We start from the raw sequence: 18,411 nt of genomic DNA on the forward strand, positions 1-18,411 counted from the left end.
CTCACAGGTCCGGCCGGCTCAGAGACCGGCCGCGGCCTTGAGCCGGTGGGCGCGGTCGGTCCGCTCCCAGGTGAAGTCGGGCAGTTCGCGGCCGAAGTGGCCGTAGGCGGCGGTGGCGGCGTAGATGGGCCGCAGCAGGTCGAGGTCGCGGATGATGGCCGCGGGACGCAGGTCGAAGACCTCGGCGATGGCCTTCTCGATGCGCTCCTGGGCGACGGTGCCGGTGCCGAAGGTTTCCACGAACAGGCCGACGGGCTCGGCCTTGCCGATGGCGTAGGCGACCTGGACCTCGCAGCGGGCGGCGAGCCCGGCGGCGACGACGTTCTTGGCGACCCAGCGCATGGCGTACGCGGCGGAGCGGTCGACCTTGGACGGGTCCTTGCCGGAGAACGCGCCGCCGCCGTGGCGGGCCATGCCGCCGTACGTGTCGATGATGATCTTGCGGCCGGTCAGTCCGGCGTCGCCCATCGGGCCGCCGATCTCGAAGCGGCCGGTCGGGTTGACCAGCAGGCGGTAGTCGTCCGTCTCGAGCTTGATGCCGTCCTCGGCGAGTGCGGCGAGGACGTGCTCGACGACGTGTTCGCGGATGTCGGGCGTCAGCAGGGAGCCGAGGTCGATGTCGGCGGCGTGCTGGGAGGAGACGACGACGGTGTCCAGGCGGACCGGGCGGCTGCCCTGGTACTCGATGGTGACCTGGGTCTTGCCGTCGGGGCGCAGGTAGGGGACGGTGCCGTCCTTGCGGACCTCGGTGAGCCGGCGCGAGAGGCGGTGGGCGAGCTCGATGGGCAGCGGCATCAGCGAGGGGGTCTCGTCGGTGGCGTAGCCGAACATCAGGCCCTGGTCGCCGGCGCCCTGCTGGTCGAGCTCGTCGGCCTCGCCCTCGACGCGGGTCTCGTAGGCGGTGTCGACGCCCTGGGCGATGTCCGGGGACTGCGCGCCGATGGAGACCGACACGCCGCAGGAGGCGCCGTCGAAGCCCTTGGCGGAGGAGTCGTAGCCGATGGCGAGGATCGTGTCGCGGACCAGCTGGGCGATCGGCGCGTACGCCTTGGTGGTGACCTCGCCGGCGATGTGGACCTGGCCGGTGGTGATCAGGGTCTCCACCGCGACGCGTGAGGCGGGGTCCTCGCGCAGCAGGGCGTCGAGGACGGCGTCACTGATCTGGTCGGCGATCTTGTCGGGGTGGCCCTCGGTCACGGACTCCGAGGTGAACAGGCGACGGGACATGACTCTCCAGGAGCAGCGGGCGGACGGGGCGTCAGGCGGTGGTGAGGGCGTGGCGGCTCTCGGGGCGGGCCAGGCCGAGGCGTTCGCGCAGGGTGGCGGCCGGGGTGCGGTCCGGGCGGCCGGGCCGGGAGGCGAGCGCGGCCAGGACCGGGTCGTCGGAGCCGGTGAGCGCCACGGTGAAGCCGTCCGCGGGGCTGTCGGCGGGCAGTTCGGCGGCCGGGCCGGGCAGCGGCAGGAGGACCTTGGCGTGCGGTGCCTGCTGCTTCACCGAGGCGGCGTCGGCCGCCTCGTCGAGCAGGACGAGGTCGGCGGCCGCGGCGAGGGCGGGGCCGGTGACGGCGACGACGGGGTGGCCCTGCGGCGGGCGGGCGACGTTGAGGGGGCCGGCGACGTCGAAGTGCCGGCCCTGGTGGTCGAGTTGGTGGACTGCGGGCAACCGCCAGTACAGGCCGTCGGCGCGGTCGTGGACGAAGGCGTCGTCGTCGAAGCTGTCCCACAGGCCGCGTACGACGTCGATCAGTTCGCCGGTGCGGCCCTCGGGGTCGGTGGCGTCCGTGGCCGCGAGCCAGCCGGTGCGGCCGTGGGCGAGGTGGTCGAGCGAGGCGGTGATCCGGGCCACGTGGTAGGGCGCCTGGTCGGCCGGGAGCGGGGCGGTGATCAGCCCGATGTGCTCGGTGACGGCGGCCAGTGCGGCGGTCAGCGTCGTCGTCTCGAACCGGCCCCGCGCACCGGCGGCTCGGTCGTCGATCAGGACGGCGTCGAATCCGGCGGCCTCCGCGGCGCGCACGGCGCGGGTGAGCGTGCCGAGGGAGGCGGCGGGGCCGCGGGTGTCGAGGGTGGCGACGAGGATGGGCGCGGTCATCAGAATTCCTTCGTGGATACCCCGGCCTTCAGGCCGGGGAGGAGACGAAGCTCCTGCGGAGCAGGGCAGGGAAAGGCGAATCGCCGCCAGGGCGATTCGGCGTCTGCGACCACCGGCAGACACCCGCCGCTCACACGGGAACTGATAGCGTGTGAGGCGTGTCGCAGCAGGTCAAGCGGGCTTTCAAGTACCGCTTTTACCCGACGGACGAGCAGGCGGCTGAGCTGTCCCGCACGTTCGGCTGTGTCCGCCTCGTGTACAACAAGGCGCTTGAGGGGCGCACGCGGGCCTGGTACGGCGAGCAGCGCCGGATCTCCTACGTGCAGTCGTCCGCCGCGCTGACGGAGTGGAAGAAGACCGAGGAACTCGCCTTCCTGGCGGAGGTTTCCTCCGTCCCGCTCCAGCAGGCGCTGCGCCACCTCCAGACAGCGTTCGGGAACTTCTTCGCCAAGCGGGCCAAGTACCCGCGGTTCAAGTCGCGGAAGAAGTCCCGCGCGTCGGCGGAGTACACCCGCAGCGCCTTCACGTGGCGTGACGGACAGCTCACTCTGGCAAAGACCGCGGAGCCCCTGGAAATCCGCTGGTCCCGTCCCCTTCCCGAAGGGGCGGAGCCGACGACGGTGACCGTGTCCCGCGACCGTGCGGGCCGCTGGTTCGTGTCCCTGCTGTGCGAGGACACCATCACCCCCGCGCCCGCCACCACGGCGGCCGTCGGCATTGACGCCGGGATCACCTCCCTGGTGACCCTGTCCACCGGGGAGAAGATCACTAACCCGAAGCACGAGCGCCGTGACCGTGCCCGCCTCGTGAAGGGTCAGCGGGAGCTGTCGCGCAAGGCGAAGGGGTCGGCGAACCGGGAGAAAGCCCGCCGCAAGGTCGCCCGCGTCCACGCCCGGATCGCCGACCGGCGCTGCGACTTCCTCCACAAGTTGTCGACTCGGCTCGTCCGTGAGAACCAAACGGTCGTGATCGAGAACCTCACCGTCCGTAACCTGCTGAAGAACGGCAAGCTCGCGCGCGCCATCTCCGACGCGTCCTGGACGGAACTCCGGTCGATGCTGGAGTACAAGTGCGCCTGGTACGGGCGCGAACTCGTCGTGATCGACCGTTGGTTCCCCAGCAGCAAGCTGTGCGGGGCCTGCGGCACGGTCCGCGGGAAGCTGCCGCTGAACGTCCGGGAGTGGACGTGCGACTGCGGCGCTGTGCATGACCGCGACGTGAACGCGGCACGCAACATCCTGGCCGCCGGGCTGGCGGCGTCTGCCTGTGGAGACGGTGTAAGACCTCAACGGGAGTCCTCCCGGACGGGGCGGTCGTCGGTGAAGCAGGAACCCCAGCGGGCGACCGCTGGAATCCCCCGCCTTTAGGCGGGGGAGGAAGTCAAGCTGCTGCACCTGCCTTCCGGGGGGCGTCGATGCCGAGGTTGGCCCGCAGGGTGGTTCCCTCGTAGCCCGAGCGGTACAGGCCGCGGCGCTGCAGTTCGGGCACCACGTGGTCGACGAAGTCGTCGGCGGAGCCCGGCAGATACGGGAAGTCGATGTTGAAGCCGTCGGCGCCGCGGCCGGTGAACCAGCTCTCCATGTGGTCGGCGAGCTGCTCCGGTGTGCCGACGACGATGTCGCCCATCAGCCGCAGGGCCAGCTCGCGGATGCTGAGGTTCTCGCGCCTGGCCAGGCCGATCAGCCGTTCGGTCGTCGACTGGGACTGGTTGGTGTAGGGGATGTCGGGGACCGGCCCGTCGATCGGGTACGCGCTCAGGTCGACGTCGCCGAGGTGGTCCTGAAGGGTGCGCAGGGCGACGTGGTCGTGGGTGAGGTCCTGCAGTTCCCGCAGGCGCTGCTTCGCCTCGGTCTCGGTGGCGGCGACGATCGGTGCGAGGGTCGGCCACACGAGGACCTTTTCGGGGTCGCGGCCGTGCGCCGCGACGCGTGCCTTGAGGTCGCCGTAGAAGTCCTGGGCGTCGGAGAGCCGGTTGTGCCGGGTGAAGATGACCTCGGCGTGCCTGGCGGCGAACTCGCGTCCCACGGGCGAGGAGCCGGCCTGGATGATGACGGGGCGGCCCTGCGGGGGGCGGGTGATCCCGAGCGGGCCGGGGGCCTCGAAGTGGGTGCCGCGGTGCTCGACGGGGTGGCCGTCGCTGTCCCACAGCTTCTTGACGACGTCGATGAACTCCTCGGCCCGCTCGTAGCGTTTGCCGTGCTCCAGGTGCTCTGGGAAGCCGAAGTTGGCGGACTCCCACGGTGCGGCGGAGGTGACCACGTTCCAGCCGGCCCGGCCGCCGCTGAGGTGGTCGAGGGAGGCGAAGCGGGCGGCGATGTGTGCCGGTTCGTTGTACGTGGTGGTGGCGGTGGCGCACAGGCCTATGTGCTCGGTGGCGGCCGCGTAGGCGGCGAGCAGGGTGAGCGGTTCGAAGTGCTCGGTGCGCGAGGTGCGGCACAGGGAGTCCAGGCGGGTGCCCCACACGGCGACGATGTCCGCGATGAACACGGCGTCGAACAGGCCGCGTTCGAGGGTGCGGGCGTTGTTGCGGTGGAACTCGAAGTCGAGCTGGGCGTCCGCCTTGGTCGCCGGGTGGCGCCAGGCGGCCACATGGCCGCCGGGGCCGTCGATGATGCCGGCGAGGGTGATGCGCCGGCGGGGTGCGGTCATGGTGGGTGTCTCCTCGGTTCAGTTCTTGACGGCGGACGCCAGGATCCGGGCGAGGCTGCGCACGTTGTCGCCGGTCAGCATGGTCACGTGGTTGCCCGGCACGACCCGGATGGCGAGGTCTTCGACGTGGTCCTCCCAGCCGAGGCCGGGGCGGCCGTGGAACCGGTCGCTCTCGTCGTAGTCGGTGCCCTTGCCGAAGCCGGTGTCCCCCGCGCGCAGCACGACGACGGGACCGGGGTAGGCGTGGGGCCGGTAGCGCTGGATCGCCTCGACGCTGTCGCGCATCAGCGCGACCGGGTCGCCGCCGCCGTCGCCGCGCATCCACTCGGCGATCTGGGAGATCTCGGCGAGGTAGGCGGCGGACCCGTCGGGCTCCGCCGTGGCGCCGTCGGGGGCGGGGGCGTCGGGATCGGCGGGGGTGGGCGTGTCGGCGGTGGATGCGGGCCCGGGTGCGGTGCGGCCTTCGGCGACCGCGCGCAGCTGGTTGGCGAACGAGCCGTCGGCCTCCGCGTCGGTCAGCTCACCGTCCGGCGCGCCCGCGTCGACCATCACCACCAGCGGCGGTGTGCCGCCCTGCGCGGTGATCCGCTGGGCGATCTCGTAGGCGATGACGCCGCCGCCGGAGAAGCCGCCCAGCACGATCCGCTCCCCCGATTCCAGTGCGGGGGCGAGCGCCTGGAGGTAGTGCTCGGCCAGTTGCTCCGTGGAGAGGTACTCGGGCTCGGGGTCGTCGACGCGCGGGTCGCGGATGCCGACGAGCGCCTCGGGGCCGGGGTAGCCGGCGGCGAGCTGCGCGTAGCAGGCGACCTGGCCGCCCGGGGGTGGACGAGGTGGACGGTGCCGGCGCCGGTCCTGCGGGCGGGACGCAGCGGTACGAGGACCGATGTGTCGCCGTCGTCACCCGTGCTGTCGTCCGGGGTCTCGGCGAGGAGGCGGGCGAGCAGGCCGGCCCTCGGGTGGGCGAGCAGTTCGTCGAGGCGCAGGGTGCGGCCGGTGCGCAGGCTGATCTCGCGCAGCAGCCGCATGGCCAGCAGGGAGTGGCCGCCGGCTTCGAAGAAGTGCTCGCCGGGGTCGACGTCGGTGGTGCCGAAGACGGTCTGCCATGCCTGCTTGACCAGGTCGGCCTCCGGGCCCTCCGGCCAGTCGGCGGGCGCTTCGCCGGTGTCGTCCGGCTGCTCGGAGCGTTCGGCCATCCGCGGCAGGTCGGTGTCGGTGACGGTGGCCAGCACGTCGGCGACGGTGGTGGCCTCGTCGTCGGTGGCGGGCAGTTCGCGCAGCAGCCGGGCGCACTGGGCGACGAGCTTCTCCGCGTCCGCGTCGGCGATCCGGCCCCGGTCGTGGACGGCGGCGAGGACGAGGCTGCCGTCCACGTCGCGGTAGGCGAGCAGGGTGACGGGGAACGCGGTCTGCGAACCGGCCGCGTCGGGCAGTTCGACGCGGATGCCCTGGGCGGCGAGCGCGGATTCCAGGTCGCCGGAGGAGCGCGGGTAGTTCTCGAAGACGATGAGGCTCTCGACGAGCTTCTCGCCCGGCCTGCGGCCGCTCCACTCGTGGATCTGGCCGGTGGAGACCCACTCGTAGGCCGCCATGTCCAGGGCCTGGTCGCGCAGTTCGGTCAGCAGCCGGGGCAGGCTGTGGCCGGGGTCGACCTGGATGGTCATGGGCAGCGAGTTCATCAGCAGCCCCGGCAGCCGCTCGACGGCGTCGAGGGCGATGCCGCGGCCGGAGACGGTCACACCGAAACCGACCGGCGCGGGGCCGCTGGTGCCGCCCGCCCGGTACAGCAGCAGCGCCCACACGGCCTGCAGGGCACTGGACTCGGTGGCGGCGCGGGCCGCGGCCCAGGCGCGCAGCCGGTCGGCCTCCGCGGCGGTGAGGCGGCACTCCGCGCGGCCCGAGCCGCTCTGGCCGGTCGCCGGGCCCGGGATGGCGGGCTGGACGACGGGCGCGGCGGCCGGGACGGTGTCGGACCAGAACTCCCGGGCGGGGGCGGTGTCCTGCTCGGACAGCCACTGCGAGTAGTCGCGCACGTCCGGGCGCCGCTCGCCGCCGGGCAGCGCGCCGCCGGCGAGATAGGCGCGGTAGAACTCCTGGAGCAGGATGGACACGCTCCAGCCGTCGAGCAGGACGTGGTGGAAGGTGAGCAGGATCCGCACCGACAGCGGCTCCCCGCCGCCGGCGGGCGGCGGGTCGTCGACGAGGGTGACGCGCAGCAGTCCCGGGGTGCGCAGGTCGAAGCCGCGCAGCCGGTCGCGTTCCATCAGCGTGTCGAAGTCGGCCGGGCGGGCCGGGTCGGCGGCGTGGCGGGTGACCTCCGCGGTGACGTGGTCGTGCAGGACCAGGCAGGGCTCGTCCTGCCAGTCGAAGGAGGCCCGCAGCACGGTCTCGCGGTCGAACACCGACTGCCAGGCGGCGGTGAACCGGTCGGTGTCCAGGGGGCCGTGCCAGCGCCAGAACAGCTGCTCCACGTAGCGGCCGGTGCCCGGGTGGGCGAGGGCGTCCAGCAGCAGGCCGTGCTGCTGGGGGGTGACCGGCACGGTCCCGGGACCGTCACCGGCGCCGTCGCCGGCGTGGTTGCGGTCGCGGTCGCCGCCGAGGTTGCTGCCATGCTCGCCGTCGCTGCCGCGGGCCGGGGCGGCGGGAAGCGCGGGGCGGGGGACGGGGCGCGGGGTGCCGGGGGTGATGATCTCGGCCGGGGTCACGGCATGCGGGTCGGCGCCCGCGAGCGTGGCCAGCACCCAGCTCATCTGCTCCACGAGCGCGTCGACACCGGCCTCGTCCACACCGTCCGCCGGGCTCGGCACCCAGGTCAGGCCCATGCGCAGCCGGCCGCCGTGGACGATGCCGTACACCTCGATGCCGTACACCCGCTCGCAGCGGGCCGAGTGCTCGCGCGGGATGGGACGGCCCGACATGCAAAAGCCGCCGTTCGGGCTCAACTGGTCGGCCTGGCCGTAGTAGTTGAAGCACACCAGCGCGGGCGGCAGGTCACGCAGCAAGGTGCGCAGCCCGGCGTCCGGGGAGAACTCGCGGCAGGCGCCGAAGCCGACGCCGCCGTCCGGTACGGCGGTCAGCGCCGCGCCGATCCGGGCGAGGTACTGCTCGGGGTGCACGGAGCGGTCCGCGCCCAGGACGACGGGGTGGATGGAGGTGAACCAGCCGACGGTACGGAACAGTTCGTCGCGGCCGTGCCGTCCGTGGGTCTCCACGTCGAACGTCACGGCGCGGCTGCCCCGCCAGCGGGCGAGGGCCTGCGCGAACGCGCCCGTCATCACCTGGTGCACCTGAAGACCCAGCCGGCGCGGCAGCGGGCCGATGAGCCGGGCGGTCGCCTCCTCGTCGAGGCTGAACTCGACCCGGCGGATGTGCTCCTCGTCCGGCGCGGGCGTGGTCAGCAGCAGCGTCTGGGCCTCGCTGCGGGCCGCCGCGAGAGCGCGCCAGTAGTCGGCCTCACCGGGGCGGGCGGCGACGGCGGGCAGGGAGGCGACCCAGTCCTCGTAGCGGCACGCCTCCTCGGGCAGGGCGGGCAGGGCGCCGTCGGCGAGGGAGGCGAGGGCGTGCTCGAGGTCCTCCAGCAGGATGCGCCAGGAGACCCCGTCCACGACCAGGTGGTGGACGGCGATCAGCAGATGGGTGGGGGCGGCGTCCGGGGAGCGCCGGTCGTTGGCGAGCAGGGCCCGCACATGCACGCCGCGCAGCGGGTCCAGGCTGCGCTCGAGGTCCTCCATCGCCCGGTCGAGCTCCGGGTCGCTGGTGATGTCCCGCTCCCACAGGACCTCCCGCGCCGGGTAGGCGGCGAACGGCGCGGCGCTGACCATGAGCCGGCCGGTGCCCTCCGGGTCGTCGGGATCCTCGTCGAACCGGGCCGACAGAGTGGGGTGGGCGGCGACGACCGCTTGCAGGGCAAGACGCAGGACGGTGGGGTCGACGGAGTCGTTCAGTTCCAGCAGGACGGACTGGTTCCACTGGTGGAGGTCGGTCCTGATGTGCCGGAAGAACCATGACTGGACGGGCGCGAGCGGTGACACCGGCCCGGCCGCCTCGGCGGCGGGCCGTGCCTCACCTTCGGGCTCGTCGGCCCGGGACCCGGCCGGGACGCCGGCGCCGAGGTGGGCGGCGAGGTCGGCCAGGACGGGGTTGCGGTAGATGTCGCGCATGGCGAGGGTGAACCCGGCGCGGCGCAGCCGGGACACGAGCTGCATGGCGAGGATGGAGTCCCCGCCGGCCTCGAAGAACTGCGCCTGGTCCCCGGCGTCCCCGAGCAGCTCCGCCCATACGCCGCGCACGCTCTCCAGCACCTGCGCGGACGGCGCGGTCGCTGCGGCCGGCACCGGTCCCCCGGCCCCGTCAGGGGCCCGGGAGCCGGCGGGTTGCGCCGGGGCGTCCGCCGGGGGCGGGCCGGCCGGCGGAGCGACGGCCGGGGCCGTCCGGTCGACGGCGGCCGGGACGGCCGGAGTCGGCGGCTGCGATGAGCCGCCCGCCGGGGCCGGTGCGTGCGGCGGACCGTCCGCCGCGGGCGGGACGGTGGCCGGTGAACCGTCCGGCGTCGTGGTCAGGCGGGCGAGGGCCTGGCGGTCGGTCTTGCCGTTGGGCAGCAGGGGGATGCGCGGGACGTGGTGCAGGTGGGCCGGGAGCATGTGGGACGGGAGCAGGGGCTCGAGGGCCTGGCGGATCGTCGCCGGGTCCGTCGCCGGGGCCACCACGTGGGCCACGATCTGGAGGCTGCCGTGGGCGTGGCGGACGGCCTGGACCGTGGCGTCCTCGACGCCGTCGAGGCACAGCAACGCGGCCCGGACCTCGCCGAGTTCGACCCGGTTGCCGTTGATCTTCACCTGGTCGTCGAGGCGGCCCAGGTGGGTGAGCGTGCCGCCGGGCAGCAGCCGGACCAGGTCGCCGGTGCGGTAGACGGTCTCGGTGCGGCCGCCGAGATCGAGCGTGCGGTAGCGGTCGGCGGTGCGCTCCGGGTCGCCGATGTAGCCGTCGGAGACGGTGCCGCCGCCGATCCACAGCTCGCCCGGCGCGCCGGGCGGCAGGGGCCGCTGGTGTTCGTCGAGGACGTGGCAGCGGATGTTGTCGAACGGCACGCCGATCGGCACCTCGGCGCGGCGTGTCCAGAACGCGTCGTCGCCGCGGGCCCAGGAGAAGACCGTGGAGTAGGAGGTCTCGGTCGGACCGTAGGCGTTGTGCAGCCGGGCCGGGTGGGCGGCCTCGAAGGCGGTGCGCAGCTCGTTGGGCAGGGACTCCCCCGTGGAGACGACGGTGCGCAGGGTGCGGTTGGCCCCGAAGTTCTCCGCCTCCAGCAGCAGGCGGAGCTGGGAGGGCACCGCGTGCAGCAGCGTGACGCCGTGCCGCTCCAGGGTCTCGGCCAGCAGGTCGGGGTCGCGTTCCGCGTCGGGCGGTGCGACGGCGAGCCGGGCGCCCGCGACGAGGGCGACGAGCATCTCGTGGGCGCTGACGTCGAAGGTGAACGGCGCCTTGAGGAGCATCGTGTCGCCGGGGCCGATGCCGAAGTGCCGTATCGCGGCGAGAACATCGGTGACCAGGGCGCGGTGGCTGAGCTGGACGCCCTTGGGGGTGCCGGTGGAGCCGGAGGTGTAGAGGATGTGCAGCGCGCTGGAGGGCACAGGCCCCTGCACGGCCGCCGCCGTGCCCGGCTGGGCCAGTTCGGCCGCCGGTACCTGCTGCGGGCCCGCAGGGCAGGCGGCTGCCGTTTCGGGGTCCACGACCGCGAGCCGCATGCCGCTGCTGTCGGCGATGTGGCGGCGGCGGGCCTCGGGGTGGGCGGCGTCCAGGGGGACGTAGGCAGCCCCGGTGCGCAGGACGGCGAGCATCACGGCGACGGCCTCGTCGCTGCGGGGCAGGAGGATGCCGACCCGGTCGCCGGCGCGCACGCCGCGGGCGGTGAGACCGGCCGCGTAGGCGTCGATGCGGGCGTCCAGGTCGCGGTAGGTCCAGCGGCGGTCGGCGAACTCCACGGCGACGGCGTCCGGCCGCTCTTCGACGACGCCGCGTATCAGCGTGTCGATGTCCGTGTCGGTGACGGGGTGGTCGGTGGCGTTGAGGTGGTCGAGGGTGGCGCGGGCGCGCGGCCCGATGCCCTCGAGTGCGGTGACGGGGGCGTCCGGTTCGCGGACCAGTTGGCGGGCGAGGGTGGTGACGTGTTCGGTGAACGCCTGCGCGGTGGCGGCCTCGATGCGGGAGGAGTCGTACTTGAGGCGTCCGCGCAGCCTGCCGTCGCCCTCGTACAGCTCCAGGGTGAGCAGTCCGAGGCCCGGGGTGGGCACGTCCTGGCGCCAGTGGGCGCGCAGCCCGCCGCGCAGTGCGACGCCTTCGGTCGCGGCGGCGGTGGCGTCGGCCCAGCTGTGCAGGACGAAGGTGCAGTTGAACGGGGCGTCGGAGCCGGTGCGGGGGGCGAGTTTGGCGATACGCGGGAACGGCAGCCGCGAGTGGTCGACGGCGCGGGCCAGTTCCCGCTGGACGCCGGTGACGAAGCCGGCGGCGGTCAGGTCCTCGTCCTGGGCGGGGGCGCGCACGAGGAGGGTGCGCACGAAGTAGCCGACGGTGCGGTCGTAGCGCGGGTCGGTGCGGGCGCCGAGCGGCACGCCGACGGTGGGCGCGGCCTGCCGGCCGTACGTGCCGAGCGCCTTGAGGTAGGCGGCGAGCAGGACGGCGGCGGCTCCGGCGCGGTGGGTGCGGGAGAACGCGGTGATCTCGCCCCAGAGCGGGGTGTCCAGTTCCAGCGGTACGGCCGCCTCGCGGCGCTCGTCCCCCGCTGCGGGCACGTCGAGGGGAAGATCGACGGTCAGGTCGGCGCCGTCGAGGTGTTCGCGCCAGTACGTCTCGGCGGCGGCGGTGTCCTTCTCGGCCTCGCGGGCGCGTTCGCCCACGTAGGTGCCGAAGGCGGCCGGGGCGGGGCCGGGGACGTCCCCGTGCTCGTAGGCGGCGAGCAGGTCGGCGAGGAGCAGGCCGGTGGACTCGCCGTCGACGACGAGGTGGTGGACGACGAGCAGCAGGGTGTGGTGGTCGGGGCCGTGGCCGAGGAGGACGGCGCGCAGCACGCCGTCGCGTTCCAGGTCGAGTTCCTGGCGGGCCTCGGCGAGCAGCATGTCCGGGTCCGCGCCGTCGGTGCCTGCGGTGCGCCGCTCCAGGCGGGGGGCGCGGGCCGGGTCGACGGCGAGGAAGGGCGGGCCGTCGCCGTGGTCGTCGTCGGTGACGCGCGCGGACAGCATCGGGTGGCGGGCGACGAGCCGGCCGAGCGCGGCCTCGAGCGCGGCCGTGTCGAGCGGGCCGCGCAGATCGAGGGCGAGGGGCACGTTGTACGGGGAGGCGGCGGGGTCGGCGCGATGCTGGAGCAGCAGCCCCAACTGCTCCTCGGTGAGCGGTGTACGGCGTGCCTCGTCCGCCCCCGGTCCGGCGGTCGCGGGGTTCTGCGCGCCTGGGGTCTGGAGCTTGGTCATCGGGTGTCTCCTGAATCGGATCCGAGGGCTTACCGCGGGCGGGCCCCGGCCCGGCGGGGCCTGCACCGTCCGGGCACGAGCGTGGCGGGGGCCGCCGACGTGCCGCTGACGTGCGGCTGACGGGGCGGGGGCGACAGAGCGGGGGCGGCCGGTACGTCCGGGTCCGGAGGGTGCGGCTCCGGGACCGGTGTGCGGTGCCCCACCCCGTTCCTGCCGGACCGGCGGCGCGCTTCGCGCGGAGTCCTCGGGCTCTCCCCTGCGGCCGGTGGCCGTGCAGGCGCCCCGGTACGGGCCGGGGGCCCCGCCCCGGTGGGGCCGGCGGGGCCGGCTCCCGCCGGCGGGTTTCAGCGGGGCGTGCGGGCGGCGACGAAGGCGGCGAGGCGGTCCAGGCCGGTGGTGATCTCGTCGGGGGTCAGCACGCTGTAGGACAGGCGCAGTTGGGTCAGGCCGCCGGTGCCGGCGTAGAAGTGGTACATCGGTGTCCACAGGACGCCGAAGCGGCTCGCGGACTCCTCCAAGGCCTGTTCGTCGGCGGTGAACGGCACGCTCAGCACGGCGAAGAGGCCGCCCGCGGGGGTGTTCCAGGTGACACCGCTGCCGGGCGGGAAACGTGTGGCGAGGCCGTCGAGGAGGACGTTCAGGTTGGTGCGGTAGACGGCGGCCTCGCGGGCGCAGGCTCGTTCCATGCTGCATCCGTGCTCGAGGAGCAGGCCGCCGATGACGGCTTGGGCGAGGGCCGAGGTGTTGAGGGTGAGCATGCTCTTGAGCTTGGCGAGCTGGTCGACGAGCAGGCCGCCCTCGGCGACGGGCTGGTCGGCGACGACGTAGCCGATACGGGCGCCGGGGAAGGCGGTCTTGGCGAACGAGCCGATGTAGACGACGCGTCCGGAGCGGTCCATCGACTTCAGGGTCGGCGGGCGGCCGTGGCCGTCGTGGAACATCGAGTACGGGTTGTCCTCGATGAGGAGGATGTCCAGCTCGTCGGCGGCGTGCAGCAGCCGGCGGCGGTCGGCCTCCGACATGCGGGCGCCGCCGGGGTTGGAGAAGTCGGGCACGACGTAGCAGGCGCGCGGGCGCAGCCCTTCGGCGCGGGCGGCGTGCACGGCGCGGGTGAGGTCCGCGGCGTCGAGTCCGCCGGGGCCTTCGGGGACCTGGCGGACCGTCATGTCGGTGAGGCGGGCGGCTCCGGTGAAGCCCACGTAGGTGGGGGCGGCGGCGAGGACGGTGTCGCGTTGGTCGCGGCGCAGGGCGCGCAGCAGCAGGACCATGGCCTCCTGGCAGCCGGTGGTGACCAGGACCGCCCCGGGGTCGGCGGTGATGTGCTCGTCGGTGTGCAGCTGGCGTACGAGGAGGTCGTTGATGACGCCTTTGGTGGGCCCGTACTGGAACAGGGTGCGGCGTACCTGTTCCTCGCCGTGGCCGAGGTCCTGCTCGAGGTGGCGGGTGAAGCGCCGCAGGTGGTGGTGGAGGGCCTCGGTGTCGTAGTGGCCCTCGTAGGGGCGGCCCGCGGCGAACGACACGGCCTGGGGGTAGTTGCCGGTGATCTCGTTGAGGAGGGTCATCGAGGTCAGGGCCGGGTCGGTGAGGCTGGCGTGCAGGTCGGCGGTGGTCAGCGGGGACGCGGCCAGCCCGGGCGCCTCGAGCAGGCCCGCACTCACGCTGCCGTGCCGTTCATGGCGTCGATGAGGCTCTGGGGCCGCATGTCGGTCCACCGGTCGGTGATGTGGGCGAGGGCGCTCTCGCGGTCGGTGGCCGGCAGGGCGACGGTCCAGCCGGCCGGGACCTCGGCGAAGGACGGCCACAGCGAGTACTGGCCCTCGTGGTTGACCAGGACGAGATAGGTGCCCTCGGCGTCCTCGAACGGATTGCTCATGTCTGTCTCCCGGGGTTCGGCGACGGTAGGGGGATGGTGGTCCCCGTCCAGGCTGGCGGGGAGGGCTGTCGGCGGGCTGACGTGCCGCTGACGAGGTGGGCGCGGAGGTCGGCGGTGAGGTCGAGCAGGACGGGTGCCGGCTCGTGGGCGAGGTGGAAGTGGCCGCCGGGGAAGGTCTGTTCGCGGACGGGCCCGGTGGTGGCGGCGCTCCAGCCGGCCGCTTCCGCGGCGGTCAGCTCCGGATCGCCGGTGGCGCGGTGCACAGTGAGCGGGGTGTGCAGGAGGGCGCCGGGGCGTGGGCGGTAGGTCTCGGCGAGCGCGTAGTCGGCGCGGGCGGTGCGCAGCACGATGTCGAGCATGTCCGGGTGGGCGAGGAGTTCGTCGGGGAAGCCGTCCAGGCGTCGCAGTTCGGCGATGAGGGCGCTGTCGTCGGCGCGGTGGACGGCGCCGGGCCGTACGAGGTGGGGTGCGGGCATGCCGGAGACGACGAGGCGCTGCGGTGGGCTTCCGGCGGCTTCAAGGCGCAGCGCGGTCTCGTAGGCGATCAGGGCGCCGAGGCTGTGGCCGTAGAGGGCGTAGGGCCTTCCGGTCAGGGGGCGGGCGGCTGCGGCGGCCTGGTCGGCGAGGGTGTGCAGGTCGTGCTGGAGGGGTTCGGTGATGCGGTCGGCGTGGCCGGGGTACTGGGCGGCGTGCAGTTCGACGGTGTCGGGCAGCAGGGCGGGCCAGTGGTGGTAGGCGGCGGTGGTGCCGCCGCCGTGGGGGAAGCACAGCAGCCGCAGAGCCGCGCCGGGGCGGGGGGCGGGGCTGCGGTACCAGGGGCCGGCGGTGCGGGTGTTCATCGGGCGGCCGTCCGGCGGGCGGGCCATTCCAGGGTGGCGACGGCGTCCAGGATGCGCTGGACGTCGGGGAGGTAGTGGGCCTCGAGGAGGGGTGCGGGGTAGGGCACGTCGAAGCCGGTGACGCGGCGTACGGGTGCTTCGAGGTGGTAGAAGCAGCGTTCGGTGATGCGGGCGGCGATCTCGGCGCCGGGGCCGGCGAAGCCGTGGGCCTCGTGGACGACGACGGCGCGGCCGGTGCGGTTGACGCTGGCGCTGACGGTCTCCTCGTCGAAGGGGGCGAGGGTGCGCAGGTCGATGACCTCCAGGCTCAGGCCGCTCTGGGCGGCGGCCTCCGCGGCGGCGAGGGCGGCGGGCAGGGCGGGGCCGTAGGTGACGAGGGTGGCGTCGGTGCCGCGGCGGCGGACGGCGGCCCAGCCCAGCGGGCCGGTGTCGGTGGGCAGGCCGGTCTCCTCCTTGTGCCAGTACAGGCGTTTGGGTTCGAGGAAGATCACGGGGTCGGGCCAGTCGATGGAGCGGCGCAGCAGGGAGTAGGCGTCGGCGACGGTGGCGGGTGTGACGACGGTGAGGCCGGGGGTGGCCATGTAGTAGATCTCGGAGGAGTCGCTGTGGTGTTCCACTCCCCCGATGCCGCCGCCGTAGGGGATGCGGACGGTCAGGGGCAGCGGTAGTGCGCCGCGGGTGCGGGAGCGGAACTTGGCGACGTGGCTGACGAGTTGTTCGAAGGCGGGGTAGGCGAAGGCGTCGAACTGCATCTCGACGACGGGCCGGTAGCCGTACATGGCCATGCCGACGGCGGTGCCGATGATGGCGGATTCGGCGAGCGGGGTGTCGAAGCAGCGGTCGTCGCCGAATTCGCGGGCCAGGCCGTCGGTGACGCGGAAGACGCCGCCGAGGGTGCCGACGTCCTCGCCGAAGACGAGGGTGTTCTCGTCGGCGCGCAGGGCGTCGCGCAGGGCGGTGTTGAGGGCTTTGGCCATGGTGACGGTGCCGGTGCCGGCGGTGGTGGTGTCGGCGGTCATCGGGAGTCCTCCCCGCCCCGGCGGCCGTCGTGGCCGTCTCCGCTGCGAGCAGCGCGGCCTGGGACCTGAGGTGGGGCGGCGGCTGGTGGTAGACGTGCTGGAACATCTCGGCCGGGTCGCGCCGGGGCGGGGTGGCGAAGGTGCGGCGCAGCCGGGCGGTGAGGTCCTGCGCGTCGCGGGTGATGCCGGCGCGGGTGTCCTCGTCGAGGACGCCGTCGGCCAGGAGCCGGTGTTCCAGGTGGGCGACGGGGTCCTTGTCGGCCCAGGCGGCGACCTCGTCGGCGCTGCGGTAGCGGGTGTCGTCGTCGGCGTTGGTGTGCGCCTCGATGCGGTAGGTGAGGGCTTCGACGACGGTGGGGCCGCCGCCGGTGCGGGCGCGGTGGGCGGCCCTGGCGACGGCGGTGTGGACGGCCGCGGCGTCGTTGCCGTCGATGCGCACACCGGCCGCGCCGTAGCCGGCGGCCTTGTCGGCGAGGGTGCGGGCGGCGGTCTGTTTGGCGAGGGGGACGCTGATCGCGTACTGGTTGTTCTGGATCAGGAAGACGACGGGTGCGCGGCGTACGGCGGCGTAGTTGACGGCTTCGTGGAAGTCGCCCTCGCTGGTGGCGCCGTCGCCGATGTAGGCGAGGGCGACGGTGTCGTGGCCGCGCATGCGGGCGGCGTCGGCGAGTCCGGCGGCGTGCAGGCACTGGGTGGCCAGCGGGGTGCACTGGGGGGCGGTGCGGTGGGCGTGCGGGTCGTAGCCGCAGTGGCGGTCGCCGCGGAAGAGGGTCAGGACCTCCACCGGGTCGATGCCGCGGGTGAGCAGGGCGACGCTCTCGCGGTAGGTGGGGAAGAGCCAGTCGGTGGGGCGCAGGGCGAGCACGGACGCGGTCTGGCAGGCTTCCTGGCCGCGGGAGGAGGGGTAGACGGCGAGGCGGCCCTGCCGGGTGAAGGCGGTGGCCTGCCGGTCGAAGGCGCGGCCGGTGACCATGGCCCGGTACAGCGCGAGCGCGGTGTGGGCGGGCAGCGGCCCGCTGCCCGGTGCGTCGGTCGGCGGGGCGGCGGGGGCGTCGAGCACGGTCATCGGGATCCGCCGCGGCCTCGGTTGATCCAGGTGCGTTCCAGGGTGCTGATGAGGGCGGGGCTGTGGAGCAGGCGGGCCTGTTCGTAGGCGTAGCGGGCGAGGTAGCGGCGGAAGAGGTCGGCGGGTTCCTCGACGAGGTTGAGCATGCGCCGGTTGGCGCCGACGGCGGGGTGGTCGAGGTGCTGGGCGGCGCGTTCGACGGCGCTGTCCATGGTGTCGGCGGGGGCCGTCTCGTCGACGAGGAAGGATGCTTCCGGGTCGCCGGCGTTCAGTTTGTGGCCCCAGAAGATGAGGCGGCGGGTGAGGCGGGAGCCGGCCGGGTGCAGCAGGCGCAGGTTGGACACGCCGGGCACCAGTCCCTCTTCCATGGCGGGGAGGCTGAACCAGGCGTCGTCGGCGGCGACGACGCGGTCCATGACGGGCAGGATCTGCAGGCCGCCGCCGATGGCGAAGGCGTCGACGGCGCCGACCCAGGGCTTGTCGGCGTCGGGCCACCAGTGGTCGCCGTGCTCGCCGGTGCCGTCGTCGAGGTACAGGCCGCGGACGAACTTGGCGATGTAGCCGGCTTCGCGGCGCAGCAGGAAGCCGAGGAGGGAGATGTCGCCGTGGTAGAGGTGGGTGAGGTTGATGCCGGCGCTGAAGACGCGGCGGCCGGCGTAGGCGGGGTGGGTCTGGGCGGCGCCGCGCAGGACGCCGACGTGGCTGGCGGGGTCCAGGAGCACCAGGTCGCAGCCGGTCTCCAGGGCTTCGACGGCGGCGTCGTCCTCGGCGTTGAGGAACTCGTCGTTGCACAGTTCGAGGTGGGCGATGCCGTCGCGGCGGGTGACGGTGGCGATGCCGAGGTCGGCGTGGCCGGTGAGCTGGTAGTCGAGCAGGGCGGCGCGGGCGCGGGTGGTGGGGCGCAGCATGGAGCGCAGCAGGTGGTTGCCGGCGGTGGGGGTGCTGAGGACGGCCTGGAAGAAGATGCCGACGGCGATCTCCCAGCCTTCCTTGTTGTGTTGCATGTGGCGGGCGTCGTCGGCCAGTTGGGCGGGGGTGGGGACGAGGCCGGGGAAGTGGCGGGCGGCGAGGGTGGTCAGTTCGTCGAGGCGTGGGGTGCGGGTGAGGCCGTCGGTGAGTTCGGCGTAGACCCGTTCGGCGTGGGCGGCCAGGAAGCGCCGGCGCAGGGTGTGGGCGCCGTCGTGGACGGCGGCCGCGTCGCGCTGTTGGTCGGGGCCGCGTTCGGTGCGGGGCGGCAGGTCGGCGATGAGCCGCATGGTGGTGTCGAGGTAGGCGGTGACGGCTGTCCGGTCCTTGGTGAACTCGCCGGTCAGGGCGGGTGTCCGGGCCGGCAGGGCACGCAGGAGGACGGCGGGGGCGGCGTCGGTCGCCGGGGCCTCGGCGGCGAGGGTCGGTGTGCGCACGGTGTGTCTCCGATCG

Annotated in this window: 10 protein-coding genes and 2 pseudogenes; 1 reads left to right on the forward strand and 11 read right to left on the reverse strand. The window is 73.9% G+C overall.

What is annotated here, in order from left to right:
• Positions 1-18: 18 nt before the first annotated feature.
• Together metK and GLX30_RS00610 are read right to left on the reverse strand one after the other, a co-directional pair.
• On the reverse strand, positions 19-1,227 hold the full coding sequence (gene metK / locus GLX30_RS00605; protein ID WP_159682292.1) for a methionine adenosyltransferase: 1,209 nt from the start codon (positions 1,225-1,227) through the stop codon (positions 19-21).
• Between the two features lie 31 nt (positions 1,228-1,258).
• Complete coding sequence (locus GLX30_RS00610; RefSeq protein ID WP_159682294.1) at positions 1,259-2,089, reverse strand: LLM class flavin-dependent oxidoreductase; 831 nt, start codon at positions 2,087-2,089, stop codon at positions 1,259-1,261.
• A 158-nt stretch (positions 2,090-2,247) separates the two neighbouring features.
• Here GLX30_RS00610 and GLX30_RS00615 point away from each other — a divergent pair, with 158 nt between their 5' ends.
• The gene (locus GLX30_RS00615) at positions 2,248-3,456 is read left to right on the forward strand and encodes an RNA-guided endonuclease TnpB family protein (RefSeq protein WP_159682295.1); all 1,209 of its coding nucleotides are present in this window, start codon (positions 2,248-2,250) and stop codon (positions 3,454-3,456) included.
• A 13-nt stretch (positions 3,457-3,469) separates the two neighbouring features.
• On the opposite strand, the gene GLX30_RS00620 is transcribed toward GLX30_RS00615, so the two are convergent.
• The 9 genes and pseudogenes from GLX30_RS00620 to GLX30_RS35740 all read right to left on the reverse strand — a co-directional run bounded on the left by GLX30_RS00620 (position 3,470) and on the right by GLX30_RS35740 (position 18,395).
• Positions 3,470-4,738, reverse strand: a complete 1,269-nt coding sequence (locus GLX30_RS00620; protein WP_159682296.1) for an LLM class flavin-dependent oxidoreductase — start codon at positions 4,736-4,738, stop codon at positions 3,470-3,472.
• A gap of 18 nt (positions 4,739-4,756) precedes the next feature.
• The gene (locus tag GLX30_RS35735) at positions 4,757-5,623 is read right to left on the reverse strand and encodes a thioesterase domain-containing protein (RefSeq protein ID WP_279632624.1); all 867 of its coding nucleotides are present in this window, start codon (positions 5,621-5,623) and stop codon (positions 4,757-4,759) included.
• A 53-nt stretch (positions 5,624-5,676) separates the two neighbouring features.
• Positions 5,677-12,195, reverse strand: a pseudogene (locus GLX30_RS00630) (amino acid adenylation domain-containing protein); the annotation flags it as partial.
• A gap of 344 nt (positions 12,196-12,539) precedes the next feature.
• Positions 12,540-13,853, reverse strand: coding sequence for a PLP-dependent aminotransferase family protein (locus GLX30_RS00635; RefSeq protein WP_159682299.1), 1,314 nt, complete (start codon positions 13,851-13,853; stop codon positions 12,540-12,542).
• The gene (locus GLX30_RS00640) at positions 13,850-14,068 is read right to left on the reverse strand and encodes an MbtH family protein (protein ID WP_159682300.1); all 219 of its coding nucleotides are present in this window, start codon (positions 14,066-14,068) and stop codon (positions 13,850-13,852) included. The genes GLX30_RS00635 and GLX30_RS00640 overlap by 4 nt, the downstream gene beginning before the upstream one ends.
• On the reverse strand, positions 14,065-14,907 hold the full coding sequence (locus GLX30_RS00645; RefSeq protein WP_244258396.1) for an alpha/beta fold hydrolase: 843 nt from the start codon (positions 14,905-14,907) through the stop codon (positions 14,065-14,067). The genes GLX30_RS00640 and GLX30_RS00645 overlap by 4 nt, the downstream gene beginning before the upstream one ends.
• On the reverse strand, positions 14,904-15,926 hold the full coding sequence (locus tag GLX30_RS00650; protein ID WP_159682301.1) for an alpha-ketoacid dehydrogenase subunit beta: 1,023 nt from the start codon (positions 15,924-15,926) through the stop codon (positions 14,904-14,906). Before GLX30_RS00650 ends, GLX30_RS00645 begins: the two co-directional genes overlap by 4 nt.
• Before the next feature lie 37 nt (positions 15,927-15,963).
• Positions 15,964-16,992: pseudogene (locus GLX30_RS00655) on the reverse strand (thiamine pyrophosphate-dependent enzyme); the annotation flags it as partial.
• A complete protein-coding gene (locus tag GLX30_RS35740) occupies positions 16,989-18,395 on the reverse strand; it encodes an enoyl-CoA hydratase/isomerase family protein (protein WP_279632532.1) in 1,407 nt (468 codons plus the stop codon). The pseudogene GLX30_RS00655 and the gene GLX30_RS35740, both read right to left, overlap by 4 nt.
• Positions 18,396-18,411 lie beyond the last annotated feature (16 nt).

This window comes from Streptomyces sp. Tu 2975 (assembly GCF_009832925.1).
Classification (GTDB): Bacteria; Actinomycetota; Actinomycetes; order Streptomycetales; family Streptomycetaceae; genus Streptomyces.